Source organism: Sphingomonas naasensis (assembly GCF_004792695.1).
In the GTDB taxonomy this organism is placed as follows: domain Bacteria; phylum Pseudomonadota; class Alphaproteobacteria; order Sphingomonadales; family Sphingomonadaceae; genus Sphingomonas; species Sphingomonas naasensis.
Map to the genome: position 1 here is coordinate 192,715 of NZ_SRXU01000002.1, position 21,256 is coordinate 213,970.

General features: G+C 67.6%; 19 protein-coding genes. 10 read left to right on the forward strand and 9 right to left on the reverse strand.

Annotated elements, in window-relative coordinates:
* Positions 1-137 precede the first annotated feature (137 nt).
* The gene (locus tag E5A74_RS06165; protein WP_240699683.1) at positions 138-2,507 is read left to right on the forward strand and encodes a TonB-dependent receptor; all 2,370 of its coding nucleotides are present in this window, start codon (positions 138-140) and stop codon (positions 2,505-2,507) included.
* A gap of 68 nt (positions 2,508-2,575) precedes the next feature.
* Here E5A74_RS06165 and E5A74_RS06170 read toward each other — a convergent pair whose 3' ends face one another.
* The 8 genes from E5A74_RS06170 to E5A74_RS20825 are packed head-to-tail and all read right to left on the reverse strand — an operon-like array spanning position 2,576 to position 9,154.
* Positions 2,576-3,733 carry an LLM class flavin-dependent oxidoreductase gene (locus E5A74_RS06170; RefSeq protein ID WP_135983394.1) on the reverse strand — a complete coding sequence of 386 codons (1,158 nt, stop codon included), beginning with the start codon at positions 3,731-3,733 and terminating at the stop codon, positions 2,576-2,578.
* A gap of 9 nt (positions 3,734-3,742) precedes the next feature.
* On the reverse strand, positions 3,743-4,699 hold the full coding sequence (locus E5A74_RS06175; RefSeq protein ID WP_135983395.1) for an LLM class flavin-dependent oxidoreductase: 957 nt from the start codon (positions 4,697-4,699) through the stop codon (positions 3,743-3,745).
* Complete coding sequence (locus tag E5A74_RS06180; RefSeq protein ID WP_135983396.1) at positions 4,696-5,304, reverse strand: nitroreductase family protein; 609 nt, start codon at positions 5,302-5,304, stop codon at positions 4,696-4,698. Before E5A74_RS06180 ends, E5A74_RS06175 begins: the two co-directional genes overlap by 4 nt.
* Complete coding sequence (locus E5A74_RS06185; RefSeq protein WP_135983397.1) at positions 5,304-6,146, reverse strand: ABC transporter ATP-binding protein; 843 nt, start codon at positions 6,144-6,146, stop codon at positions 5,304-5,306. The genes E5A74_RS06180 and E5A74_RS06185 overlap by 1 nt, the downstream gene beginning before the upstream one ends.
* Positions 6,147-6,157: 11 nt before the next feature.
* Positions 6,158-6,937, reverse strand: coding sequence for an ABC transporter permease (locus E5A74_RS06190; RefSeq protein WP_240699684.1), 780 nt, complete (start codon positions 6,935-6,937; stop codon positions 6,158-6,160).
* Positions 6,934-7,725, reverse strand: a complete 792-nt coding sequence (locus E5A74_RS06195; RefSeq protein WP_135983399.1) for an ABC transporter permease — start codon at positions 7,723-7,725, stop codon at positions 6,934-6,936. Before E5A74_RS06195 ends, E5A74_RS06190 begins: the two co-directional genes overlap by 4 nt.
* Positions 7,725-8,852 (reverse strand): ABC transporter substrate-binding protein, encoded by a 1,128-nt coding sequence (locus tag E5A74_RS06200; RefSeq protein WP_135983400.1) that lies wholly within the window; start codon positions 8,850-8,852, stop codon positions 7,725-7,727. The genes E5A74_RS06195 and E5A74_RS06200 overlap by 1 nt, the downstream gene beginning before the upstream one ends.
* A 35-nt stretch (positions 8,853-8,887) precedes the next feature.
* On the reverse strand, positions 8,888-9,154 hold the full coding sequence (locus tag E5A74_RS20825; RefSeq protein WP_166745652.1) for a hypothetical protein: 267 nt from the start codon (positions 9,152-9,154) through the stop codon (positions 8,888-8,890).
* Between the two features lie 10 nt (positions 9,155-9,164).
* On the opposite strand from E5A74_RS20825, the gene E5A74_RS06205 reads away from it, so the two are divergent.
* The 8 genes from E5A74_RS06205 (at position 9,165) to E5A74_RS06240 (ending at position 19,457) form a co-directional block, all read left to right on the forward strand.
* Positions 9,165-10,160 carry an ABC transporter substrate-binding protein gene (locus E5A74_RS06205; protein ID WP_240699685.1) on the forward strand — a complete coding sequence of 332 codons (996 nt, stop codon included), beginning with the start codon at positions 9,165-9,167 and terminating at the stop codon, positions 10,158-10,160.
* A gap of 112 nt (positions 10,161-10,272) precedes the next feature.
* Entirely contained in the window at positions 10,273-11,373 is a 1,101-nt protein-coding gene (locus E5A74_RS06210; protein ID WP_135983402.1) for a sigma-54 interaction domain-containing protein, read from the forward strand.
* A 150-nt stretch (positions 11,374-11,523) separates the two neighbouring features.
* A complete protein-coding gene (locus tag E5A74_RS06215; protein WP_135983403.1) occupies positions 11,524-12,609 on the forward strand; it encodes an ABC transporter substrate-binding protein in 1,086 nt (361 codons plus the stop codon).
* A gap of 14 nt (positions 12,610-12,623) precedes the next feature.
* Positions 12,624-13,364 carry a class II aldolase/adducin family protein gene (locus E5A74_RS06220; RefSeq protein ID WP_135983404.1) on the forward strand — a complete coding sequence of 247 codons (741 nt, stop codon included), beginning with the start codon at positions 12,624-12,626 and terminating at the stop codon, positions 13,362-13,364.
* A gap of 15 nt (positions 13,365-13,379) precedes the next feature.
* Entirely contained in the window at positions 13,380-14,723 is a 1,344-nt protein-coding gene (locus E5A74_RS06225) for an LLM class flavin-dependent oxidoreductase (RefSeq protein ID WP_240699686.1), read from the forward strand.
* Between the two features lie 14 nt (positions 14,724-14,737).
* Entirely contained in the window at positions 14,738-15,787 is a 1,050-nt protein-coding gene (locus E5A74_RS06230) for an ABC transporter substrate-binding protein (protein WP_135983406.1), read from the forward strand.
* A 26-nt stretch (positions 15,788-15,813) separates the two neighbouring features.
* A complete protein-coding gene (locus tag E5A74_RS06235; RefSeq protein WP_135983407.1) occupies positions 15,814-17,607 on the forward strand; it encodes an ABC transporter ATP-binding protein in 1,794 nt (597 codons plus the stop codon).
* Complete coding sequence (locus tag E5A74_RS06240; RefSeq protein ID WP_206365784.1) at positions 17,604-19,457, forward strand: ABC transporter ATP-binding protein; 1,854 nt, start codon at positions 17,604-17,606, stop codon at positions 19,455-19,457. Before E5A74_RS06235 ends, E5A74_RS06240 begins: the two co-directional genes overlap by 4 nt.
* A gap of 449 nt (positions 19,458-19,906) precedes the next feature.
* On the opposite strand, the gene E5A74_RS06245 is transcribed toward E5A74_RS06240, so the two are convergent.
* Positions 19,907-20,539 carry a tyrosine-type recombinase/integrase gene (locus E5A74_RS06245; protein WP_135983732.1) on the reverse strand — a complete coding sequence of 211 codons (633 nt, stop codon included), beginning with the start codon at positions 20,537-20,539 and terminating at the stop codon, positions 19,907-19,909.
* Positions 20,540-20,862: 323 nt separating this feature from the next.
* Between E5A74_RS06245 and E5A74_RS06250 the strand changes: the two genes are divergently transcribed.
* A complete protein-coding gene (locus E5A74_RS06250; protein ID WP_135983408.1) occupies positions 20,863-21,117 on the forward strand; it encodes a hypothetical protein in 255 nt (84 codons plus the stop codon).
* Positions 21,118-21,256 lie beyond the last annotated feature (139 nt).

The following is a 21,256-nucleotide window of genomic DNA, read 5'->3' on the forward strand; positions in this document are numbered from 1 at the left end:
GCACCAGCGGATAGGGCGGGATTGCTGACGCGAAAGGCATATATTGCATAATACCAGGCACTTACCGGTGGTGGCACGTCGCTTGCTTTTTCTCCCTCGACCGCGCGACGCCGCGCCGAACCATCGGGGGATCTCCTTTGCCCAGCTTGTCCCATCGCACTGCCCAGTCTCTTCTCACGCGATCGAGCCTGATCGCCCTGGCGTTGGTAAACACCGCCCCCGCCTTCGCCACGCACGCGACGGAGGATGAGACTGCGAAGGCCAGGCCGGCCGAAACCGCCGCGCCTGACCCCGAGGACGATCCTGCGCGCGCGGGCACGACCGATATCGTGGTGACAGCGCAGCGGCGCGAGCAGCGTCTGCAGGAGGTGCCCACTGCCGTCACCGCGCTCAGCGCGGAGCTGTTCGCCGAAGCCGGGATCGGCCGTTCGGCAAACGAAGTGCTCAATCTCGTGCCCAACGCATCGGCGGGCACCCAGCAGCATGGCCGGCCGCGCTGGTGGATCCGCGGAGTCGGGGCCGGACAGCAGCAGCTCGATCTCGCCAACCCGGTCGGCTTCTATCTCGACGACGTCTATATCAGCAACGCGAGCGCCACCGGCCTCCCGCTGTTCGACATCGAGCGCGTCGAGGTACTCCGCGGTCCGCAGGGCACGCTCTGGGGCAAGAACACGACGGGCGGTGCGATCAACGTCATCTCGAAACGCCCCTCGCTGACCGACGGCGCCGACCAGAACTACGTGAAGCTCGAATATGGGAGCTACGACAACAGGATCGCCGAGACCGGCCTCGGCGTGGCAATCGTGCCCGGCCTTCTGGCGACCCGGATCTCGGCGCGCATCGACGATCGCGAGGGCCGCTTCACCAACCTGTTCACCGGCGAAAAGTCGAACGCGATCCGCGACAGCGTCGTGCGCGGACAGCTGCTGCTCGCGCCGGCCCCGGGTTTCGAGGCGCTGCTCAGCCTCCACTATCGCGACTATGCGACCGACGGCACCTACTGGACGACCGCGAGCTATCTCCCCAGCGGCGTGTTCCGGAACGGCTATGTCCCCTCGACCGACAAGGACGAGATCAGCACCAATGCCGGCGAGTTCGGGCGGACCTCGCAATTCGGCGGCTCGCTGCATCTCGACTGGGATCTGGGCGGAGTCTCGCTGACCTCGATCACCGGCTATGAGCGGTTCAAGACCCGCGGCGCCGGCGATGGCGACTATACGCCGCTCGAGATCTCGCGCAGCTATACCCAGGCCCGCAGCCAGCAATGGACGCAGGAGCTCCGCCTCGCCTCCCCCCAGTCGGACCGGCTGAACTGGATCCTCGGCCTTTACTACTTCAACGAGAAGATCGTCTCGAACGCATGGTCGGCGACCCTGCCCGCCGGCGCGGTTCAGGCCCGGCCGGGCAGTACCGCACCCGCCGCCTACAGCCTGACCAGCTACGACCACCGGGCGGAGAGCGGCGCGGCGTTCGGCAGCGCGACCTTCGATTTCACCGAGGCCGCCAAGCTGACCGTCGGCGCGCGCTGGACGCGCGAGACAAAGACGCTCGACTTCGACCGCAGCGCCTCCCCCAACGCCGCCGCCACCTCGTGGAGCAACTACGCCCGGTGGTGGGACAGCTATACCGGCAGCTTCGGCGGCCCGGGCACCTTCTCCGACGATCTGGAGCGGACCTGGGACGCGTTCACTTATGACGTGACACCGTCCTGGACCGTCGCCCCCGACAATCTGCTCTATTTCAAATATTCGCACGGCGTGAAATCGGGTGGATTCAATACGGCGGCGACCTTGCCGGTCGCACTGGTCGCGGTGGAGCCGGAGAATCTCGACGCCTTCGAGCTGGGCTACAAGTCGCAATGGTTCGACCGGCGTCTCACGTTCAACGCCACCCTTTTCCACTATGATTACCGCAATGTGCAGATCAACGTCGTCGGCCCAAATCCCGGCGCGGTAGGCGGCGCGACCGTCTCGTACCTGCAGAACGCCGCCAGGGCGCACGTCAATGGCGGCGAGATCGAGCTCGAGGCGGCGCCGGTCGAGGGCCTGCGCCTGACCGGGGCGGTCGGCATCCTCGACACCAAATATGACGAACTGCAGGTCGTGAACGGCGGCGCGGACCTGTCGGGGGCCCGCTTCGTGCGCGCGCCGCGGCTCACTCTCAACGGCAGCGCGAGCTACACCATCGCGCTGGGTGGCGAGAGTGGCAGCGTCGATCTCTCGGCCGACGCGCGCTACACCTCGCTGCAATTCTACTACATTACTCCGCAAGACACGGTGAACCGCTATCTGCTGACCCAGCCGGGCTACACCATCGCCAATGCGCGGATCAGCTATACTTCGGCCAACCGGCGCTACACGCTCACCGCCTTCGTCAACAATCTGCTCGATACCGACTATCTCAACCACTCGCTGCCCGCCGCCAACGCGGCGCAAGGGATCACCGGCGACACCGTCGCCTGGGCCGATCCGCGCACCTATGGCGTATCGTTCATCGCCCGCTTCTAGCGCGCAGATGAACGCAGAAAAGGGGCGCCGGTGGAATGCCACGGGCGCCCCATTGTCGTTCCGCCGATCTACTCCGCTGCCTGAAGCAGCACGCGCGCCTTGTGGCCGAGCAAGGGCAGTACCTCCTCGCCGATGCGGTAGGCTTCCTCGAGGTGCGGCGTGCCCGCGAGAATGAAGGCGTCGGTGCCGCGCGCGATCAGCTCGTCGAGCCGCGCGGCGCATTGCGCGTAGCTGCCGACGATCCCGAGCGCCGGCCCGCCCCGCAAAAGGCTGAACCCGCCCCACAGATTGGGGGCGACGATCAAATCCTCATAGCGCGTTGCCTCGCTGGGCCTGAGCGCCTGTTGCCGGGCCGCACCCACCGAATCCGTGGGACCGCCGCGCGCCTGCTGGCGGCGCTCCGGGCCAAGGCTCTCGAAGCCGGCGCGGACTTCCGCCCAGGCCTCCTCCTCGGTCGGCCGCGCGACGAGATCGACGCGCACCGCGCATTTCTGTTCACCGCCGAGCGCCGCGGTGCGCTCCTTCACCCGCCTGAACTTGTCGGCGAGCTGGTCGAACGGCTCGAGCCACGAAAGATAATAATCCGCGTGCCGCGCAGCGGATTCCAGCGCCGCATCCGAGGAGCCCGAGAACCAGATCTCCGGTATCTCCTCGCGCGCCAGCAAGGATGACAGGCCACCGTCGCGTACCTGGTAGAAGCGGCCGTCATAGGAGAAACGATCGCCACCCCACACGCCCTTGAACACATCGAGGAACTCGGTGGTGCGCCCATAGCGGTCGTCATGGCTGAAGCCGTCGCCCCACCAGAGCTGCGAAGGCCCGCCGCCACCGGTGATGATGTTGAACACGGTGCGGCCACCCGTCGCGCGCTGCAGGCTGGCCGACATGCGTGCAGCGTGGACCGGATTGAGGAATCCCGGCTGGAACGCAATCATGAAGCGAAACGCCCTGGTCTCTCGCGCGAGCAACGGCGAGATCACCCAGGGGTCGTCGGTATTGGGGAAGGACGGGATCAGGCCGCCGAGGAAGCCGACGCTCTCGGCCGCCTTCGCGATCGCAGCCAGGTGATCGATATAGCGAAAGCCGTCATCCTCGCCGTTGCGGTCGAGCCCCGGTGCGACGTTGCGTGGGCCGATCGGCGACCAGTCGCCGCGGTCATAGGCGGTATCGCGCAGGCTGCCGTGACAGCCATGGCTGGGCAGGCGCCAATAGAAATCGATGGTCATGCGAGCACCTCAGGCGGTCGCCGCCACGCGCTCGGTCAGCGCGCGGAAGCGGGGAAGCACATGCTGGCCGATGCGATACGCCTCTTCGAGCGAGGACGGCGCAGCCAGGACGAAATGGCGGAAGCCCGATGCAGCGCTCTCCGCCAGCCGTTCCGCGACCTCGGCATAGCTGCCGGCGATCGCCGTGTCGGGGAGGCCGGCACGCGCGGCGTCGCGGCGTGCGTCCCCGGCGTCCTCGCGCGCCAATACCGGCTGGACAAGCCCGAGCTCGATCGAACGCCCCTCCCGCAACGCGAGCCCGTCGAGCGTCCCGGCGAGGCCACCAAGCCTGGACAGGGGCGCGGCGGCGAACAAATGCACATCCGCCGCGCGCGCCGACAGCGCCAGCGCCTCCTCACTCTCGCCCTGCAGGAACACCTTGGGGAAGGCGACGCGATTGAGCGGCTCGTGGAAGCCGCCGCCCTCCACCTCGAAATGCGCGCCGGCGAAGCTGAACGGCCGCTCGGCATGAACGCCGCGCGCAACCGTCAGGAATTCCTCGACCCGCGCGTGCACTTGCTCTTCGGGGACATGGTCGCCGTCGCGGGCGCGCTCCGCCGCCTCGCCGGCGTCCGCAATCGCCCAGCCCAGCCGCTCGTGCGTCTGGCGCTGGAAGCTCACCGCCTGCTTGGCGGCATAGACCGCCGAGCCCGCCGAAGCCGGGAACTCGGGGATCAGCGAGAGCCGCGGCGCCTCGCGCGCGATCGCCGCGACGACGATATTGCTGTCATCCGATTGCGGGCGGTGCGGCACGAACAGGCCGTCAAACGCAGTCTGCGCCGCGGCCTGCGCGACCTGCGCATAATAATCGTAGCGGTTGAGGGTGGAGGGACGGACATCGCGGAACAGCCCCGATTGCCGCGCGCCGGGCTCCGAGCGCGCCGCATCCTCCGCGACGTCGAGCTGCCAATAAACCCGGATCGTCATGCCGCATTCCTTTCGCCGGCAAAGGCGGGTTCGCCGAGCCGCCCCGCGAACACCGTCTCCGCGATCGGTCGTCGCGCGCTGGGGCTCTCGCCCGCATGGAAATCCGCGTGCAGCGTGTCGAGCGCCCCTTGCCGGCCCAGGGCCACGATCGTCTCGATCGCGAACGTGTCGGGGATCTCCAGCCGCTCGCGTGCTGCGTCACGATCGAAGCCGCCGATGCCGTGCGTATGCCAGCCGAGCAGCAGTGCCTGATGCGCGAAATTGGTCCATGCCGCGCCGGCATCGAAGCTGTGCGAGACATTCTCGACGATCGCGCCGCGCCGCTCGAGCGTCAGCTCGGACAGCACGACAATCAGTGCGGAGGCGTGCGACGCCCACAACGCATTGCGTGGCGCGAGCAGCGACACGTAGCTCTCCCAATGCGCATCGCCCTGCCGCGCGATCAGGAAACGCCATGGCTGCGCGTTCGAGGCGGAGGGCGCCCAGCGCGCCGCCTCGAAAGCGCTCGCCAGCACGGCATCGGGAACCGGCTCGCCGGTAAAGCTGCGTGGCGACCAGCGATCGACGAACAAAGGCTCGACGGGATGATCGGGGGTCCGGGCCATCAGCGCGCCTCCCGGCCGGGAAGATGGACGAGATTCGAGGGCCCGCCCGGCGCCGCGGTCAGCTCGGCGAGGATCTCGTCCTTCAACCGATGCAGCAGCGCGGCGCGGTCGCGCGGGTGCGGCAGATCGACTTCGACGATTCGGCGAATACGGCCCGGCTCTGGCGCCATCACCACTACCCGGTCGCCAAGATACAGCGCCTCCTCGACGTCGTGCGTAACCATCAGCATGGTCGAGCGCTGCGCCATCCAGATGCGCTGGAGCTCGGTCTGGACGCGCACCCGCGTCAGCGCATCGAGTGCGCCGAGCGGCTCGTCGAGCAGCAGCAGCTTGGGCTCCGTGACCAGCGCGCGGGCGATCGCGGCGCGCTGGGCCATGCCGCCCGAAAGCTGGTGCGGATAGGCCTGCTCGAACCCGGTGAGATTCACCAGCGCGATATGCTCGGCGACGATCTGCGCGCGGCGCGCGGCAGGGACATCGGTGTTGCGCAAGGCGAGTTCGATGTTCTGCGCGAGTGTCATCCAGGGAAAGAGCCGATGATCCTGGAAGACGATGCCGCGATCGAGGCTGGTGGTCGACACCCGCTCGCCGTCGAGACGGATCTCGCCGCGATAATCGTCGTCCAGCCCGACGATCAGCCGCAACAGGGTGGACTTGCCGCAGCCCGATGCGCCGACGATGCTGACGAACTCGCCGGGGCGGATATCGAGGTTGATGCCTTCGAGCACGGTGCGTGGCGCTCCGCCGATGGTGAAGCTCTTGTGCAGGTCGCGGATCGCGAGCGCCCCGCCGGCCGCGGCAGCACCGCCCGGCACCGGTCTCGCAAGCACTTCGTGGATCATGATACTCTCCTTCAGCGAAGCGGCGCCTGCCAGCGCAGCAGATGCTGGCGGAGGCGCAGGAACAACTGGTTGATGGTGAACCCGAGCGCGGCGGTGACGAGGATCGCGACGAGGATGATGTCGAGCCGCTGCTGCATCTGGGCGAGCTGCATCGTCACCCCCAGCCCGCCGCCGACGCCGAGCAGGATCTCGCTGGCGATCGAGGCAATCCACGCGAAGGCGAGCCCCTGGGTCAGTCCGGTGAGGATCAACGGCATCGCCCCGGGCAGCAGGATCAGCCGGAAGCGCTGCCACGGCGTGAAGCCATAGACCTGCCCGACCTCGAGGAAGCGCCGCTCGACGCCGGCGACGCCTTCGTAACTGTTGAGGAGGGTCGGAAAGAAGGCGGAAAGGCTGACGACGATCAGCTCCGTCCCCTGCCCCGTGCCGACCCACAGCCCGAGCAGCGGCAGCCAGCCCATCAGCGGCACTTGCCGGATCGCCTGGAGCAGCGGGTTGAGCAGGCGATCGAGCGGGCGCCAGATCGCCATCGCAACGCCGAGCGCGATACCCAGCGCTCCGCCGATCGCGAGCCCGGAGAGGCTGCGGGACAGCGTGGCCGCCATGTCGGAGAACAGGCTGCCCTGCACCGCCAGCTCGACAAAGGCGGCGCCGACCGACTCGAGCGGCGCGAAGGCGAGCGCATGCGCGCCGCCCGACAGCGCCTGCACTTGCCACCAGATCAGGAACAGCGCCGGCGCGACCAGCCCGATGACTGCGCGGACCCAGCCGCGTGCGAGCAGCGCCTTCACGCCGTCCTCCAGCGCGACGCCCTGCGCTCGACCGCCTTGGCGCCGCGATCGAGCAGGAAGCCGATCACGCCGCTCACCACCACGCCGGCAAGCACCACGTCGATGCGGAACATCTGACGGCCCATCTCCATCATCTGGCCGATGCCACTGTCCGCCGCGAGCAGCTCCGCTGCGATCAGCACCACCCAGGCGCGGGTCAGCGCGACGCGCAGGCCAGTGACGACCGCGGGCAGGGTCGCGGGAACAAGGATCCGCAAGACCAGATCAGGAAGCCGGGTACGATAGACCCGCGCCACTTCGAGCCACGCCCCGGGTACGCCGCGGACGCCGTCGAATGCGGCAAGTGCCACCGGGAAGAAGGCCGCGAGGACGACGATCGCGACCTTGAACTGCTCGTCGATGCCGAGAAAGATGACCAGCATCGGCACAAATGCGATGACCGGCACTTGCCACACCGCAAAGAAGAACGGCGCAAGCGCCGCTTCGGCCAGCCGGGACAGCGCGATCGCCGCGCCGAAAGCGAGCCCGGCAAGCGCGCCGATCGTGAAGCCCAGCGCCAGCCGCGCCATGCTCTCGCCGACATGGCGTTGAAGCTCGCCGGTTTCCGCCAGCTGCGACAAGGTCCGTCCGACTTCGCTTGGGGGGACCAGCACTTGCGGCGGAAACACGCCGCTCAGGCAGAGGAGCTGCCACAAGGCGAGCAGGACGACCGGCGCGAGGAGCGACGCCAGCGGCGACTGCCGTCGCGGCGCCGGTGCGGCCGGGGCGCGAAGCGCGGTACTCGCCATCAGGACGCCCCGGGCACGGCAAGCTGTGCCTGCGTCTGCGGCGGTGCGACCGGGCTCCAGAAGCCCTCGAGCTTCGCGTCCCGCAGGGCCGGGCCGACGAAGCGCCGGTCGATCAGCTTGTCGACATCGACCTTGTTGCGCACCAGCCCGCGCGCGAAGGCATAGTCGGCAACCGAACGGTAATGGTCGATCAACTCCCTGGTGTAGGTCGGCGAGAAGCGCTCACGCCAGGGAATGCCGTCATTCGCGTAATCGCGCGCGATGATCTCGACCGGCATCGATCCACGCGCCGAATCGCGGATCACCCGGTCTCGATTGGCATCCTGCGCCGACCACGCGGCGGCGCGGACATAGGCATTTACCACCAGCTGGGTGAGTTCGGGATGGTCGTCGACGAAATCGCCGCGCCCGAACAATTCGGCGCGCATCCGCCAGTCGGCCGGGCCCTGCTTGGTCGACCAGATCACCCGGCCCGCGCCCTTCTGTTCGAGCAGCAACCCGTCGGAGAGCAGAAAGGCGGCGTCGATGTTGCCCGAAGCGAGCGCCGCCGGAGTCGCCGCCGGATTGATGTTGACGATCTTGAAGTCGCTTTGCCTGAGCCCGTTGGCGTCGAGCAGCTTGGAGAAAGGCAATTCCCACGGACGCCCGCGATGGAGCGCGATGCGCTTTCCCTTCAGATCGGCGATGTTGTTGGCGGCGAGGCCGTTGCGGACGACCAGATAGCTGTGCAGCCCCTGCCCCATCGGTGCGACGAGCCTGAGCGGGACGCCACCCGAGACAGCGATGATCGCCGGAAAGTCGCCATAGGCCGCGAAGTCGACCCGCTTGCCCGAAAAACCTTCGTTGATCAGCGGCGCGCCGACGGCCGTGGGTACCGGGGTCAGCGCCAGCGCGATTCCGCGCTTCGCCAGCTCCTGTTTGAGCCACCCATCGCGGATGACCACGCCGGTCAGGCCGTTATACACCTGCCTGCCCTCGAACGGGTAGGCGATGCCGGCGATCGTGAGGGTCTTCGGCGTCGCACCGCTGTCTCCGCGGAACTGGAAAGCCGCCAGCGCGACCGCGGCAACCAGCACCACCGCGCCGATTGCCCAGGACTTGATCGATTTGGGTTTCTGGATCGCCACGCTACGATACTCCTTTTCCCGGGGATCGATGCACTTCACGTGCCAAGCGGCGCGCCGCAGAGGCGCTGGCGTGGCGCACCGGTTTCAGGCAGCGCGACTGCGCAATTCGGAGCAATCCCGCGCCCGCCGCTGCGCGAAATGCAGCGGTTCGCGCGCCATCCCGGCGCCTGCGGCTTGCCGAAGATATTGGCATGCGGTTTGCTGCGCCCGCGCTTCAGGATTGCCGGATATCGGAGAAGGAAGAGAATGTCGGCAGGCGAGGCTGCGCCGGACCAGCGCAGGCCGGAATCGATCTGGATCACCCGGTGTCCGGTGCCCGCGGCATCGGGCGTGGCATGGTCGCTCGGCTGGATGACCGAGGCGTTCGCGCGCGACGGCATCGAGGTGAAGCGCGTGCGCGAGGCAGGGCTGAATCTCGTGTCGCCAGACCCGGAGCGCCAGGCCCGTTACCTCTTCCGCGAAGGCGGCAACATCCAGGCGCTCGCCGCCCGCGCCGATGGCGCCCCGACCCGCGTGATCGGACTGACATGGATCGACGAGCGGCAGGCGATCATGGTTCGTCCCGACACCCCGATCATGGACCCCGCGGATCTCAAGGGGCTGCGCTTCGCCCTCCCCGGCTTCGCGCGCAGCCGCGGCGAAAGCATCGCCCGCGGCATGGCGCTGCACGGGATCAAGGGCGCGCTCACGCTGGGCGGGCTCGATCTCGACGACATAAGGCTGGTCGATCTGCCCGCGCCGCCCGTCGAGCAGCCGACCGCCGCAGGCATGCGCCGCCTGTGGCTCGGCCTCGAATGGCTGGCCGACGGCCGCGTCGACGCGGTCTACGTGAAGGGTGCCGCCGCGGCCGAGAGCGCCGCGCGTCTCGGCCTTGCCGTCGGCGTCGATCTCGACGCCTATCCCAGCCGCCTCGCGCGCGTGAACAACGGCACGCCGCGCCCGATCACCGTCCACGCGCACATGATCGAGCAGCATTTCGACCTCGTCGTCCGTTTCCTCGAACAGACGCTGCGCGCCGCCGACTGGGCCTCGACCAACCTGCCCCGGCTCCAGCACATCCTGGCGCAGGAAACGCTCGCCGGCATCGCCGCAGTCGACGCCGCCTATCGCAACGATTTTCACCGCTCGCTCCATCCCGACCTTTCCAGCGATCGCGTCGACATGCTGCGCAATCAGGCCAACTTCCTCTGGCATCACGGTTTTTTGGAAGAGGCCGTCGACGTCGACCGCTGGATCGACCCCCGCCCGCTGGAGGCCGCGCGGCGTCGCCGGGCCGCCGCGGATGCCGGTTCGCTGGAGCCCGTGTAAAGCTCAGCTACGCATCGCAACGCATTTCCTACTTATTCAGTGGGAGTTTTGCTGATAGCTTGTGCGCGAACTGATCGGGAGGGATCCGGTGGTCGCAGTCCCGCACGAGAAAATGGCTGAAAACCTCGAGATCGGCCTGTCGGAACGCAAGCAGCCGGGCGGCCGTTCGCTGCTGGCATTCGATTCGGACAAGCATCATTCGGTGGGGCCCCGCGCCCGTGCCTTCGTCTTCTCCGATCCGCAATCGCGCGCGCTGATGCCACTCATCGAGAAGACCGCACCGAGCGAAGCCAATATCCTCGTCATCGGCGAGACCGGCACCGGCAAGGAGCTGGTCGCGCGCTACGTCCACTCGCTCAGCGATCGCGCGAACGGCCCGTTCATCGCCGTCAATTGCGGCGCCTTTTCCGAATCGCTGATCGAAGGCGAGCTCTTCGGCTATGAGAAGGGCGCCTATACCGGCGCGCATCTCGCCCGTCCCGGCTGGTTCGAGGCGGCCAATGGCGGCACCTTGTTCCTCGACGAAATCGGCGAGATGCCGCTCTCCCTGCAAGTCAAGTTGCTCCGCGTGTTGCAGGAACGCGAGGTGGTCCGGCTCGGCTCGCGCACCCCGATCCCGCTCGACGTCCGCGTCGTCGCCGCCACCAATGTCGAACTGCACCGATCGGTCGCGGACGGGACCTTTCGCCCCGATCTCTATTATCGACTACAAGTGGTGACGCTGCCGCTGCTGCCACTGCGCGAGCGCCGCGCCGACATCCTGCCGCTCGCCCGGCACTTCCTGCAGGTCTATGGCGACAAGATCCAGCCGCGCCGGCTCGATCTCGGCCCGGCTGCCGAGGAGGCACTCTACCGCCACGACTGGCCGGGCAATATCCGCGAGCTTGAGAATGCGATCTACCGTGCCACGCTGGTCTGCCAGGACGGCGTGATCCAGGTCGCCGATCTCGGCCTGTCCGCACTGGTCCCTGCCGATCCGGTCGCGTCCCTCGCGATGATCGATCCGGCGCTGGCCGAGCTCGAGGATATCGTCCGCCCGCTGGTCGATACCCTGCTCAAGGGCGGGCATGACGCATTGCTCGACCGGCTGGTCAGCATCGTGGTCACCGAGACTTTCGAGCGCTGCGCTTCGAACCAGATCAAGACCGCCGCCGCGCTCGGCGTCACCCGCAACGTGGTGCGCACGCACCTCAAGAATTTCGGGCTGATCTGACCCGGCGGTGAAAACGCAGCACGCCGCCTGATCAATATCACGCAATCCATCGCCGTCGGGGAGCGCGGCCGCTCCTGCCTCCCTCCTGCACCCACTCTGGCACGCTCTTTGCTCCTTGTTCCGGCTACACAGCCGTACCGGAGCCAGGCCATGGCGACACCCGATCCGACCCCGCTCGACGCACTCTGGTTCACCCGCTGCCCGGTCCCGACCGCGACCGGCATCGCCTGGAAGCTCGGCTGGCTGAGCGACGAATTCGCCGCCGACGGCATCACGCTGCGCACGCTGCAGGAATCGCGCTCCGAGCTCGGCCGGCACCATTACGACCACCGGCTGCCGACGCTGATCCGCGAAGGGGGCAACATGCTCTCGATCGCGGCGCGCGCGCAGGGCGAACCGACCAGGCTGGTCGGGCTGACATGGATCGAGGAGAGCCAGCGCATCCTCACCCGCACCGATACCGGCATCGCCGCTGCCGCGGATCTCAAGGGCCGTCGCCTGGCGCTGCCCGGCTGGGCGCGCAACGACATCCCCAGCCATGTCCGCGGCACCAGCATCGCGCGGGGCATGTCGCTTGCCGGCTACAGGGGCGCGCTAGCCTCCGCCGGGCTCACCCTCGACGATGTCGAGCTGGTCGAGATCCCTGACAGGCTGGGCGACATCGGCGGCAGCGGGCGCGATAGCGGGCCCCGTCGAGCCGGGCTGAACAAGCGGCTCTGGCCGATCGAGGCGTTGGTCTCGGGCCAGGTCGACGCCATCTACGTCAAGGGCGCTTCGGCGCTCGACGGTGCCCGCGAGGCTGGTCTCTGCGTCGCAATCGATCTCGATGCGCTGCCCGATCGCCGCTTCCGCGTGAACAACGGCACGCCCCGCCCGATCACTGTCCACCAGCATATGCTCGACAAGCATTTCGACGTGCTGGTCCGCTTCCTCGCGGTGACGCTGCGCGCCGCCGAATGGATCAGGGCCGAGCCCGACAAGCTGCGCGCCATCCTCGAATTCGAGACCGAAGGCAGCGCCGGGGCGGTCGACCAGGCCTATCGTCACCTCCACGAAGGGCTGCAACCGACCCTCGATCCGGAACGCCTCTCCCTGCTCGAGCAGCAGAAGAAGTTCCTGTTCACCCACGGCTTTCTCGACAGCGATTTCGCGCTCGCCGACTGGATCGACCCGCGCCCGCTCGAAGCCGCCCGCGCGCTCGCCGCGCAACACACCCGGATTTCCGAAGCCGCCTGAGAGGAGACACGATCATGTCCGAGCATCCCGGTCTTTCGCCCGAAACCATTGCCTTCATCGCCGGGCAGGAAAAGGACGCGCGCCGCGCCTTCCGGCTGTTGCGCGAGACGCGCACCATCTCGGCGAGCGGCACCCTGTTCATTGCCGTGCGCATCCCCGGCGAGGACAAGATCATCACCTTCAACTATCAGGGGCTGTGGGCCGACGATCCCGACGCGCCGCAGACCGCGGTGGTCGATTTCGACGGCAACAGCTATTGGCACAACAAGCCCGGCGGCGCCGCGCGCTACGCCAAACTGTTCCGCACGCATGAGGGCGTCCAGGCGGTCAGCCACGTCCACACGCCGCATCTCGGCGCCTATTCGCAGGCGCATTCGGTGCTGCCCCTGCTCTACGTTCCCAACCGTCGCTTCCGCTTCACCAGCGAGCTGCCGGTCTACATCAACCGCCGCCAGCCCGAGGTCGATTTCATCCTCGATTCGATCGCGGCGGACCGTGAGGTCCCCGGCATCGTCGAAGCCAATGGCGGTGCGACGGTGTGGAGCTGGAAGGGGCTGCGCGACCTCGTGAACAACATCGTGCTTCTCGAGGAGGGTGCGCAATTCCAGATCCTCGCCGCCGCGCTCGGCGGTTCGCAACCCTTCGGCCCGGGCGTGCTCGAGCAACAATGGAAAATGGGCAATCTGGTACCGCCGGACGCCCGCGTCGAGGACGACGGCACCATCCATTACGCCCCCGCCGTCGCGGCCGAGTGAAGCGGAGGATCGATCGTGACCAGCACACGCCAGCTTGCCCTCGGGGTCTTTCTCACACGCCACGGCCACCATCCCGGCGCATGGCGCCAGCCCGGCGCAGCCGATAGTGGCAAGCCCGATTTCCGTTACTGGGCCGAGCTCGCCAGGACCGCGGAACGCGGCAAGTTCGATGTCGCCTTCTTCGCCGATTTCGTCGGCCAGGCGGGCGACAGCACCAAGGGCATCGAGCGGCGTCACGCGTTTCTCGATTTCGAGCCACTGACCCTCTCGGCGGCGCTCGCCGCCGTCACCGAGCGGATCGGGATCGTCGCGACGGTAAACACCAATTTCGACCATCCCTATTCGCTCGCCCGCCGCTTCGCTTCGCTCGACCATATCAGCGGCGGGCGGATCGGGTGGAACATCGTGTCCTCGCTCGCCGATGGCGCGGCGAGCAGCTTCGGGATCGAGCAGCCGCCGAGCCATGGCGAGCGCTATGCGCGCGCTGCCGAGTTCGTGGATGTCGCGCGGGCGTTGTGGGACAGCTGGGAGGACGATGCCTTCGACCACGCCGATCGCGAGACCGGTCTCTACCTCGATCCGGCCGACGTCCATCCCGTGCACCATGACGGGCAATATTTCCACCTGCACAGCCTGCTCGATGTGGCCCGGCCGATCCAGGGGCATCCCGTCTTCGCCCAGGCAGGGAATTCGGAGGTCGGGCGCGAGTTCGCCGCCAAATATGCCGAGATGATCTATGCCGCCGCGCAATTCATCGAGGATGCGCAGGGCTTCTATGCCGATGTGAAGCGCCGGACGGCGCGCTATGGCCGCGATCCAGACACGCTCAAGGTGATGCCCGGCCTGTCCTTCGCGATCGGCACCAGCCGGCAGGAGGCGCAGGACAAATTCGCGGCGCTCGAGGCAGCAGTCGACTTCTCCGGCGAGCTCAATCTGATGGGGCATGACGTCAGCGCCTGGCCGCTCGATGGCCCGCTGCCCGATCTGCCCGAGCCCGAGAACGGCAAGGGCCGCTGGCGCCAGCTCACCGCGCTCGCGCGCCGGGAGAATCTGACCATCCGGCAGCTGTTCCTGCGCTTCAATGCCGTGCGCGGGCACCGGGTGGTCATCGGGACGCCGATCGACATCGCGGACCAGATCCAGGACTGGTTCGAACGCGATGCCGCCGACGGGTTCAACCTGATCCCGCCGCTGCTGCCGAGCTCGCTCGACGAGTTCGTCGACCTCGTCGTTCCCGAGCTCCAGCGCCGTGGACTGTTCCGGACCGAATATGCCGGCGCCACGCTGCGCGAGCACCTCTCCCTGCCGCGCCCGGCGATCGGTGCCGGCGCCCCCGGCGGCCTCCTTTCCGCCGCCTGACCAAGGAAATCCGCATGGCAAATTTGCTCGACACGCTCTGGTACACCCGCTGCCCGGTTCCGACCGGGCTCGGCATCGCCATCCAGCAGGGGTGGCTGGAGGATGCGTTCCGCGCCCAGGGCACCAAGGTCGAATCGATCCTCGAATCGAACGATTTCGCGACGCGGGAATCGCATTTCAGTCACAAGGTGCGCAATTCGGTACGCCACGGCGGCAACATCCCCGCGATCAGCGCCCGCGCGCTGGGTCGCGACACGCGGCTGCTCGGCCTGTCCTGGGCCGACGAGACCCAGTTGATCCTCGCCAGTCCGGAATCGGGCATCGAAAGCGTGCGCGACCTCAAGGGCCGTCGCTTCGGCCTGCCCAACTGGAAGCATGTCGAAATCGACTTCACGCGCGCGCAGGCGCTGCGTGGGCTCGAGAATGCGCTGAGCCTCGAGGGGCTCAGCGTCAGCGATGTCGAATTGGTCGATCAGGACATCGAGAGCCATTACAGCGATCAGGCGGTCGAGAACGTCAACGGTACCCTCGCCGCGCGCGGCCGCCGCGGGCGCAACAACAATCAGGAAGTCGTCGCGCTGCTGCGCGGCGAGGTCGATGCGATCTTCCTCAAGGGCGCGCACGGCGCGCAGGTCGCGCACCAGTTCGGGCTGACCACGGTGATCGACACCGGCGCGCATCCCGAGCCGCTGATCCGCTCGAACAACGGCACGCCCCGCACGCTCGCTGTCGACGGAAATCTCCTCGACCTGCATTTCGACGCGGCGGTGACGATCGTCGAGCAGGTGCTGCGCGCCGAGGCCTGGGCCCAGGACCATCCGGACGAGGTGCGCCGCTACCTGGCGCGCGAGACCAATGCCAGCGAATATTGGGTGTCGGTCGCCTATGGCAACGAGGCCCAGACCCGGCTGCGCACCGACCTCGCCGAGCCGTCGCTCGCCGCGTTGCAGGACTTCGCCGACTTCCTCCATCGCTGCAAGTTCATCCCGACCAGCTTCGACGTGCGGCAATGGGCCGATGCCCGCCCGCTCGAAGCCGCGCGGAACGCCCGCATCGCGGTCTGACGCAAGGGCAGCGCGACCCGATGCTGATGACCACCACCGCGCCGGAGACGGTCGCCTCCGGCGCGCCCTTGCTGCGTTGCCTGGCGATCTATCGCCGAATGCCGGTCCGCTTCGTGCTGACCGCGGCGATGCTGTTCACGGTCAACCTCGCGCTGATCGCGCAGCAGGGGCTGGTCGGGCGCGCGGTGCACGAAGCCGGGACGGGCAAGCTGGTCGCCGCCGGCCCTGCCGGGCTCGACTATGGCCGGGCCTGGTTCTGGGTCGCGCTGCTGCTCGGCCTCTCGGCGCTGCGCGCGGCGGTCCAGTATGGCGCCGGACTGCTGTCGCTGGCGATCGGGCAGGAATTGCTGACGCATCTGCGCGAGCGGATCCTTGTCCAGGTCCAGCGGCTCGACCTGACCTATCACTGGCGCCACGGCGTCGGCGAGATGGTCACCCGCATGACCCGCGACGCCGACAAGGTCCGCGACGCGCTGATCAACTTCTGGCGCCAGATGTTCGAGACCGGCGTGATCGTGCTGATCTCGGTCGCATTTCTCGTCTGCTATTCTCCCTTGCTCGGCATCGTCCCGCTGGTGCTGATGGCGTCCGGCATCGCGCTGCTCGCGGCCCAGGCCGATGCGCTGGTGCTGCTAGATCGCAGGATCGGCGCCGCCTATGACGCGGTCACCCAGGACCTGTCGGAGGGCGTGCACGGCGTGCGCGTGATCAAGGCCTTCGGACTGCAAGGCGCGCGCATCGCCCGCTTCGATACCCATATCGCCGCCTTCCGCCGCGAGACCCGCAGGGCCATCGCGCATGCCGCACGCAGCGTGCCGCTGCCCCAGACGGTGATCGCGCTCGGCCATGCCTGGGTACTTGGCTATGGCGCCTGGCTGGTCGGGCATGGCCAGCTCGATCTCGGCGCGCTCGTCGCGGCGCTGCTCGTGGTCAACACGCTGGTGCTGCGGATCGAGGGGATCGCCGGCTTGCTCCAGATCGTCGCCGACGCGCGTGCCTCGGCCGCGCGGATCTGGGAAGTGCTCGACGCCGAGCCCGATATCGTGTCGGGCGCCCGGCATCTCCCCGACGGCCCCCTCGGCTGCCGGCTCAACGGGGTTTCGGTCGCGCCGCTCGGTGACGGCGCCGCGGTGCTGCACGACCTCTCGCTCCAGATCGAGCCCGGATCGATTGTCGCGCTGGTCGGTGCGACCGGCTCGGGCAAGAGCATCCTCACCGCGCTGCTCCCAAGGCTGATCGAGGCGGCCGGCGGCACCGTCCAGATCGGGTCGGACAGTGCCGGCTGGCATGAGGTGCGCGACCTCGACCTCGCGGAACTGCGCCGACGGGTGCACGTGCTCCCGCAGGAATCCTTCCTCTTCTCGGACACGATCGCCGCCAATCTGCGCGTCACCGCACCCAACGCCAGCGACGCCCAGCTCGAGGCCGCGCTCGACCAGGCGGCGGCGGGCGAGCTGCTCGAGCGCTTGCCCGAGGGCCTCGCAACCAGAGTCGGCGATCGCGGCGTGACGCTTTCCGGCGGCCAGCGCCAGCGGCTCTGCCTCGCCCGCGCGCTGCTCGCCGATGCCGATCTGCTCGTGCTCGACGACGCCACCAGTGCGCTCGACGCCGCCACCGAACGCCGCGCGATCGACAATATCCGCGCACGCCGCGCCACTGCCGCCCGCCCCGTGACGATGCTGATCGTTTCGAGCCGTCTGCCGACCATCCTTGCCGCCGACCGGGTCGTGATGCTGGCGGAGGGCGGGATCGCGGCGGAAGGAACCCACGCCGGGCTGGTCACCGCCAGCCCGGCCTATCGCGCGCTGATGGGCTTGTGAACGCGCTTGCGGGCGATCGCCCGCTTTCCGACCTCGAGCTCGAGGAAAAGGGCGCCAGGAAGCCGCTGGACCGCGGCATGGTCCGTCGCCTGCTGCCCCTGCTCTATCCGGTGCGCCGGGCAGTCGCCGCGGTCATCGCCATCGAACTGGTGCAGGTGCTCGCGATTTTCGCCCGCCCGTTGCTGATCGGTCTGGTGGTCGACCACGCGCTGCAGCCTTTCGATGCCGGCCTCGTCGCGCTTGCCTGTGCCGGGCTGGCCGGCACCTGGGCGCTGCGCTTCGGACTCGGCAGTCTCTCGCAATATTTCGCCGGCAGCGCCGCGACCGAGCTGCTGGCCGCGATCCGCAGCCGCGTCTTCGCGCATGTGCAGTCGCTCAGCGTCGGCTATTTCGATCGTACCAAGGCAGGGCGGATCATCTCGCGCGCTGACCGCGATGTCGACGCGATCGAGCCGATGCTCATCCAGTGCCCGCCCCAGTTTCTCTCGGCGGTGCTCCGGCTCGCGCTGGCGGCGCTACTGCTCTGGGCGATCGCCCCGGCGCTGCTGCTCGGCCTTGCCGCCGTCGTGCCGATCCTCCTGCTCGCGGCAGTCGCGTTCAAGCGACTGGCGCAGCGCAGCTGGGGCCGGGTCGCCGAGAACCGCAGCCGGTTCACGGCGCATCTCGTCGAGACGGTCGCGGGCGTACGGCTCATCAAGCAGGTCGGGCGCGAGGCGGAGAATCTGGCGCGCTACCGCGGCCTGCTGCGCGACTTCAACACCGCATTGATTGCCGGCAGCGCCCGGTCGGGCTGGTTCGCGCCGTTCACCGGCCTGCTTACCACCGCGGGCCTCGCGCTCACGCTCGTCATCGGCGGCCGCGGCATCGCCCTTGGCACGCACACGCTCGGCGAGCTCACCCAGAGCCTGTTCTACGTCTTCCTGTTTCTGGCCCCGCTCCAGGAATTCAGCGATCTGTTCGAGCGCTTCGCCAACGGCTCGGCCTGTGCCCAGCGGATCTTCCTGCTGCTCGACACCGAGCCCGGGATCCGCGATCTGCCCGCCGCGATCTTACTCCCGCGCCTGCGCGGCGAGATCGCCTTTCGCAATGTCGGCTTCGGCTACCATCCCGCCCGCCCGGTGATCCGGAACCTCGATCTCGACATCGCCGCCGGCGAGGTGCTTGCGATCGTCGGCCCCACCGGACACGGCAAGAGCACGCTCGTCCAGCTACTGACGCGCTTCTACGATGTCGACACCGGCGCGGTGCTGCTCGACGGGCACGATATCCGCACGGTCTCCGAAGCCAGCCTGCGCAACCAGGTTGGTGTTGTCCTCCAGGACAATGTGCTGTTCGGCGGCACCGTGCTCGACAATCTTCGGCTCGCAAGGCCCGAGGCGAGCGACGCCGAGCTGGTCGCGGCGGCGCGCGAGCTCGGCGCGGACGACATCCTTCGCGCGCTGCCGCACGGCTATCGCACGACGGTCGGTCCGCTCGGGGCAAATCTCAGCCAGGGCCAGCGCCAGCTCGTCTGCCTGGTTCGCGCCTATCTGGCCGACCCCGTCATCCTCGTACTCGACGAGGCCACTTCGGCCGTCGACATCAGCACCGAGCGTCGCATCCAGGCCGCGCTGCGCCGGCTCTGCCACGGCCGGACCGCGCTGATCATCGCCCATCGCCTCGCGACGATCCGCGACGCAGATCGCATCGCTGTCATCCGGGAAGGCGTGATCGTCGAGCTCGGCACCCATAGCCGACTGCTCCGCCAGGGCGGCCTGTATGCCAATCTCTATCGCACCTACGACGACGGCGTGGAACGCCCCAAGCCCGCCGACCAGACAGAGGCGTCGGCGCATGGGACGAAGCAATAGGACCACGGTGCCTGCCCGACCAAACCTCGTAGAGGACCTGGCAAGGCCAAGTCGAAACGCCAGACTCAGCCGCCGGCACGTCACGAGGCGCCTCCCCGACGGGTCCGAATGGCACACCATCGCGGTTGGTCCGAAAAACGGGCCGCTAGCGCCTGTCGGGATATAGGTGCCTATATCGAGGAAGCAGACATTCAGCTCCCCGAGCCTCTCGGTGTAAACGAGATGCTCTGCGACCGGCTGAAATCGGGCCGACAGCCGTCGGTCCCCTTTCGGCGTGCGAACGGCGAGAGCAGACGTGCTTGGCCAAACACGTCAGTTGCAGCACGGCGCGTGAGGAGAGCTGTCGATCGGCAGATTTACCCATCGCGAACCGCCGGCTGGCCCCCGAAAAGTGGCGTTTGCCGACCATGAGAGCGGCCCATCTACAGTCCCGATGGGCCGCTCGGAGATCAGATTTCCGTTCGCTCGGCGAGGAGCAAGGCATCCTCGATGTCAACGCCGAGATATCGAACCGTGTTCTCGATTTTGGTGTGTCCCAGCAGGATCTGGATCGCACGGAGGTTCCCGGTCGCCTTGTATATCATGGACGCCTTGGTCCGGCGAAGAGAGTGTGTACCGTACTCGGCTCGTCGAAGGCCAATCGCATCGACCCATTCATCTACCAACCGGGCGTACTGCCTCGTGCTGAGATGCCCCGCGCGATCAACGCGGCTTGGAAAAACGTAGTCGCTCTTGGTGCCGCCCCGGCATCCGAGCCATGCATGGAGGCTCGCGCGGACATCTGCAGTGAGTTCGAATTGAACAGGTCGGCCCGTCTTCTGCTGAATTACGATCGCCCTGGTTCTTATTTCGGCTCCGGACACCAAGTCATCGATCTTGATCTTGACCAGATCGCAGCCACGCAATTTGCTGTCGATCGCCAAGTCGAAGAGCGCTCTGTCGCGAAGGCGCCCCTCGCGGTCCAGGAAGAAGCGGACGGCCCATATTTGCTTCTGCGTCAACGGGCGCTTCGTCCCCACCGCCTTACCTGCGTTCCATGCAGGTCGCGATTGAATGCCGGGATCAAAACGTGAGTAACCCATGGTCATTCTCCACGGCCTTGATTGGCCGTGGGTTGAACAGCTTTTTGTTGCAGTAAGAGCGGACGGGCGGGGAGTCAGTATCTCTGTCTGCGCTTTGCAATTGATTGACGCCCAGCGAAGTTGTCCTCCCCGAAGCGCCTGCGCGGCTGAGAAGGGGGCCTGGCGCTCATCGATGTCAGACGCGGGCAATTCGCATAAGATTCTGTGACGTCTCTATCAACCGCTCCCTACCCGCCCCATATCATGCGTATCGCGGCCCCTGCCACGAGCGCCGCCGCGACTGAGAGATGCTTCGTGCTCCCGCTCGACCGAGGAGAGACGCTATGAATATTCACCAGATGATTGCGCCGGCTGATAGCGAGCAACCCGCATCGGTCATAGCGTCGGGTGGGTCTGGATCTGAGGCGGACGCGCTGGAGGCGGCGCTTTCGGACATGACCGCCGCATTTTCCAGCGATTTCGTCAACGGGAGGGTCGGCGAGCACCATAACACCTTCCAGCACCGTTCGCGCGTGTTGCGCCAGATGACGGAAAGCCTCGCTGCGATGCGTGCGCAAGACGCGGTGACGGTGTCGTGAGCCCGCGCGAAGAGGCTCGCGAGGGGCTGATGTCCACGCCAGAGGACGTAGGTGCCGAGATGGCGCGGTACGCGATCACTCGGGTGCCCGCAGACATGTTCCACTATCGGGAATATCGCTATACCAGGCTTAGCGACGC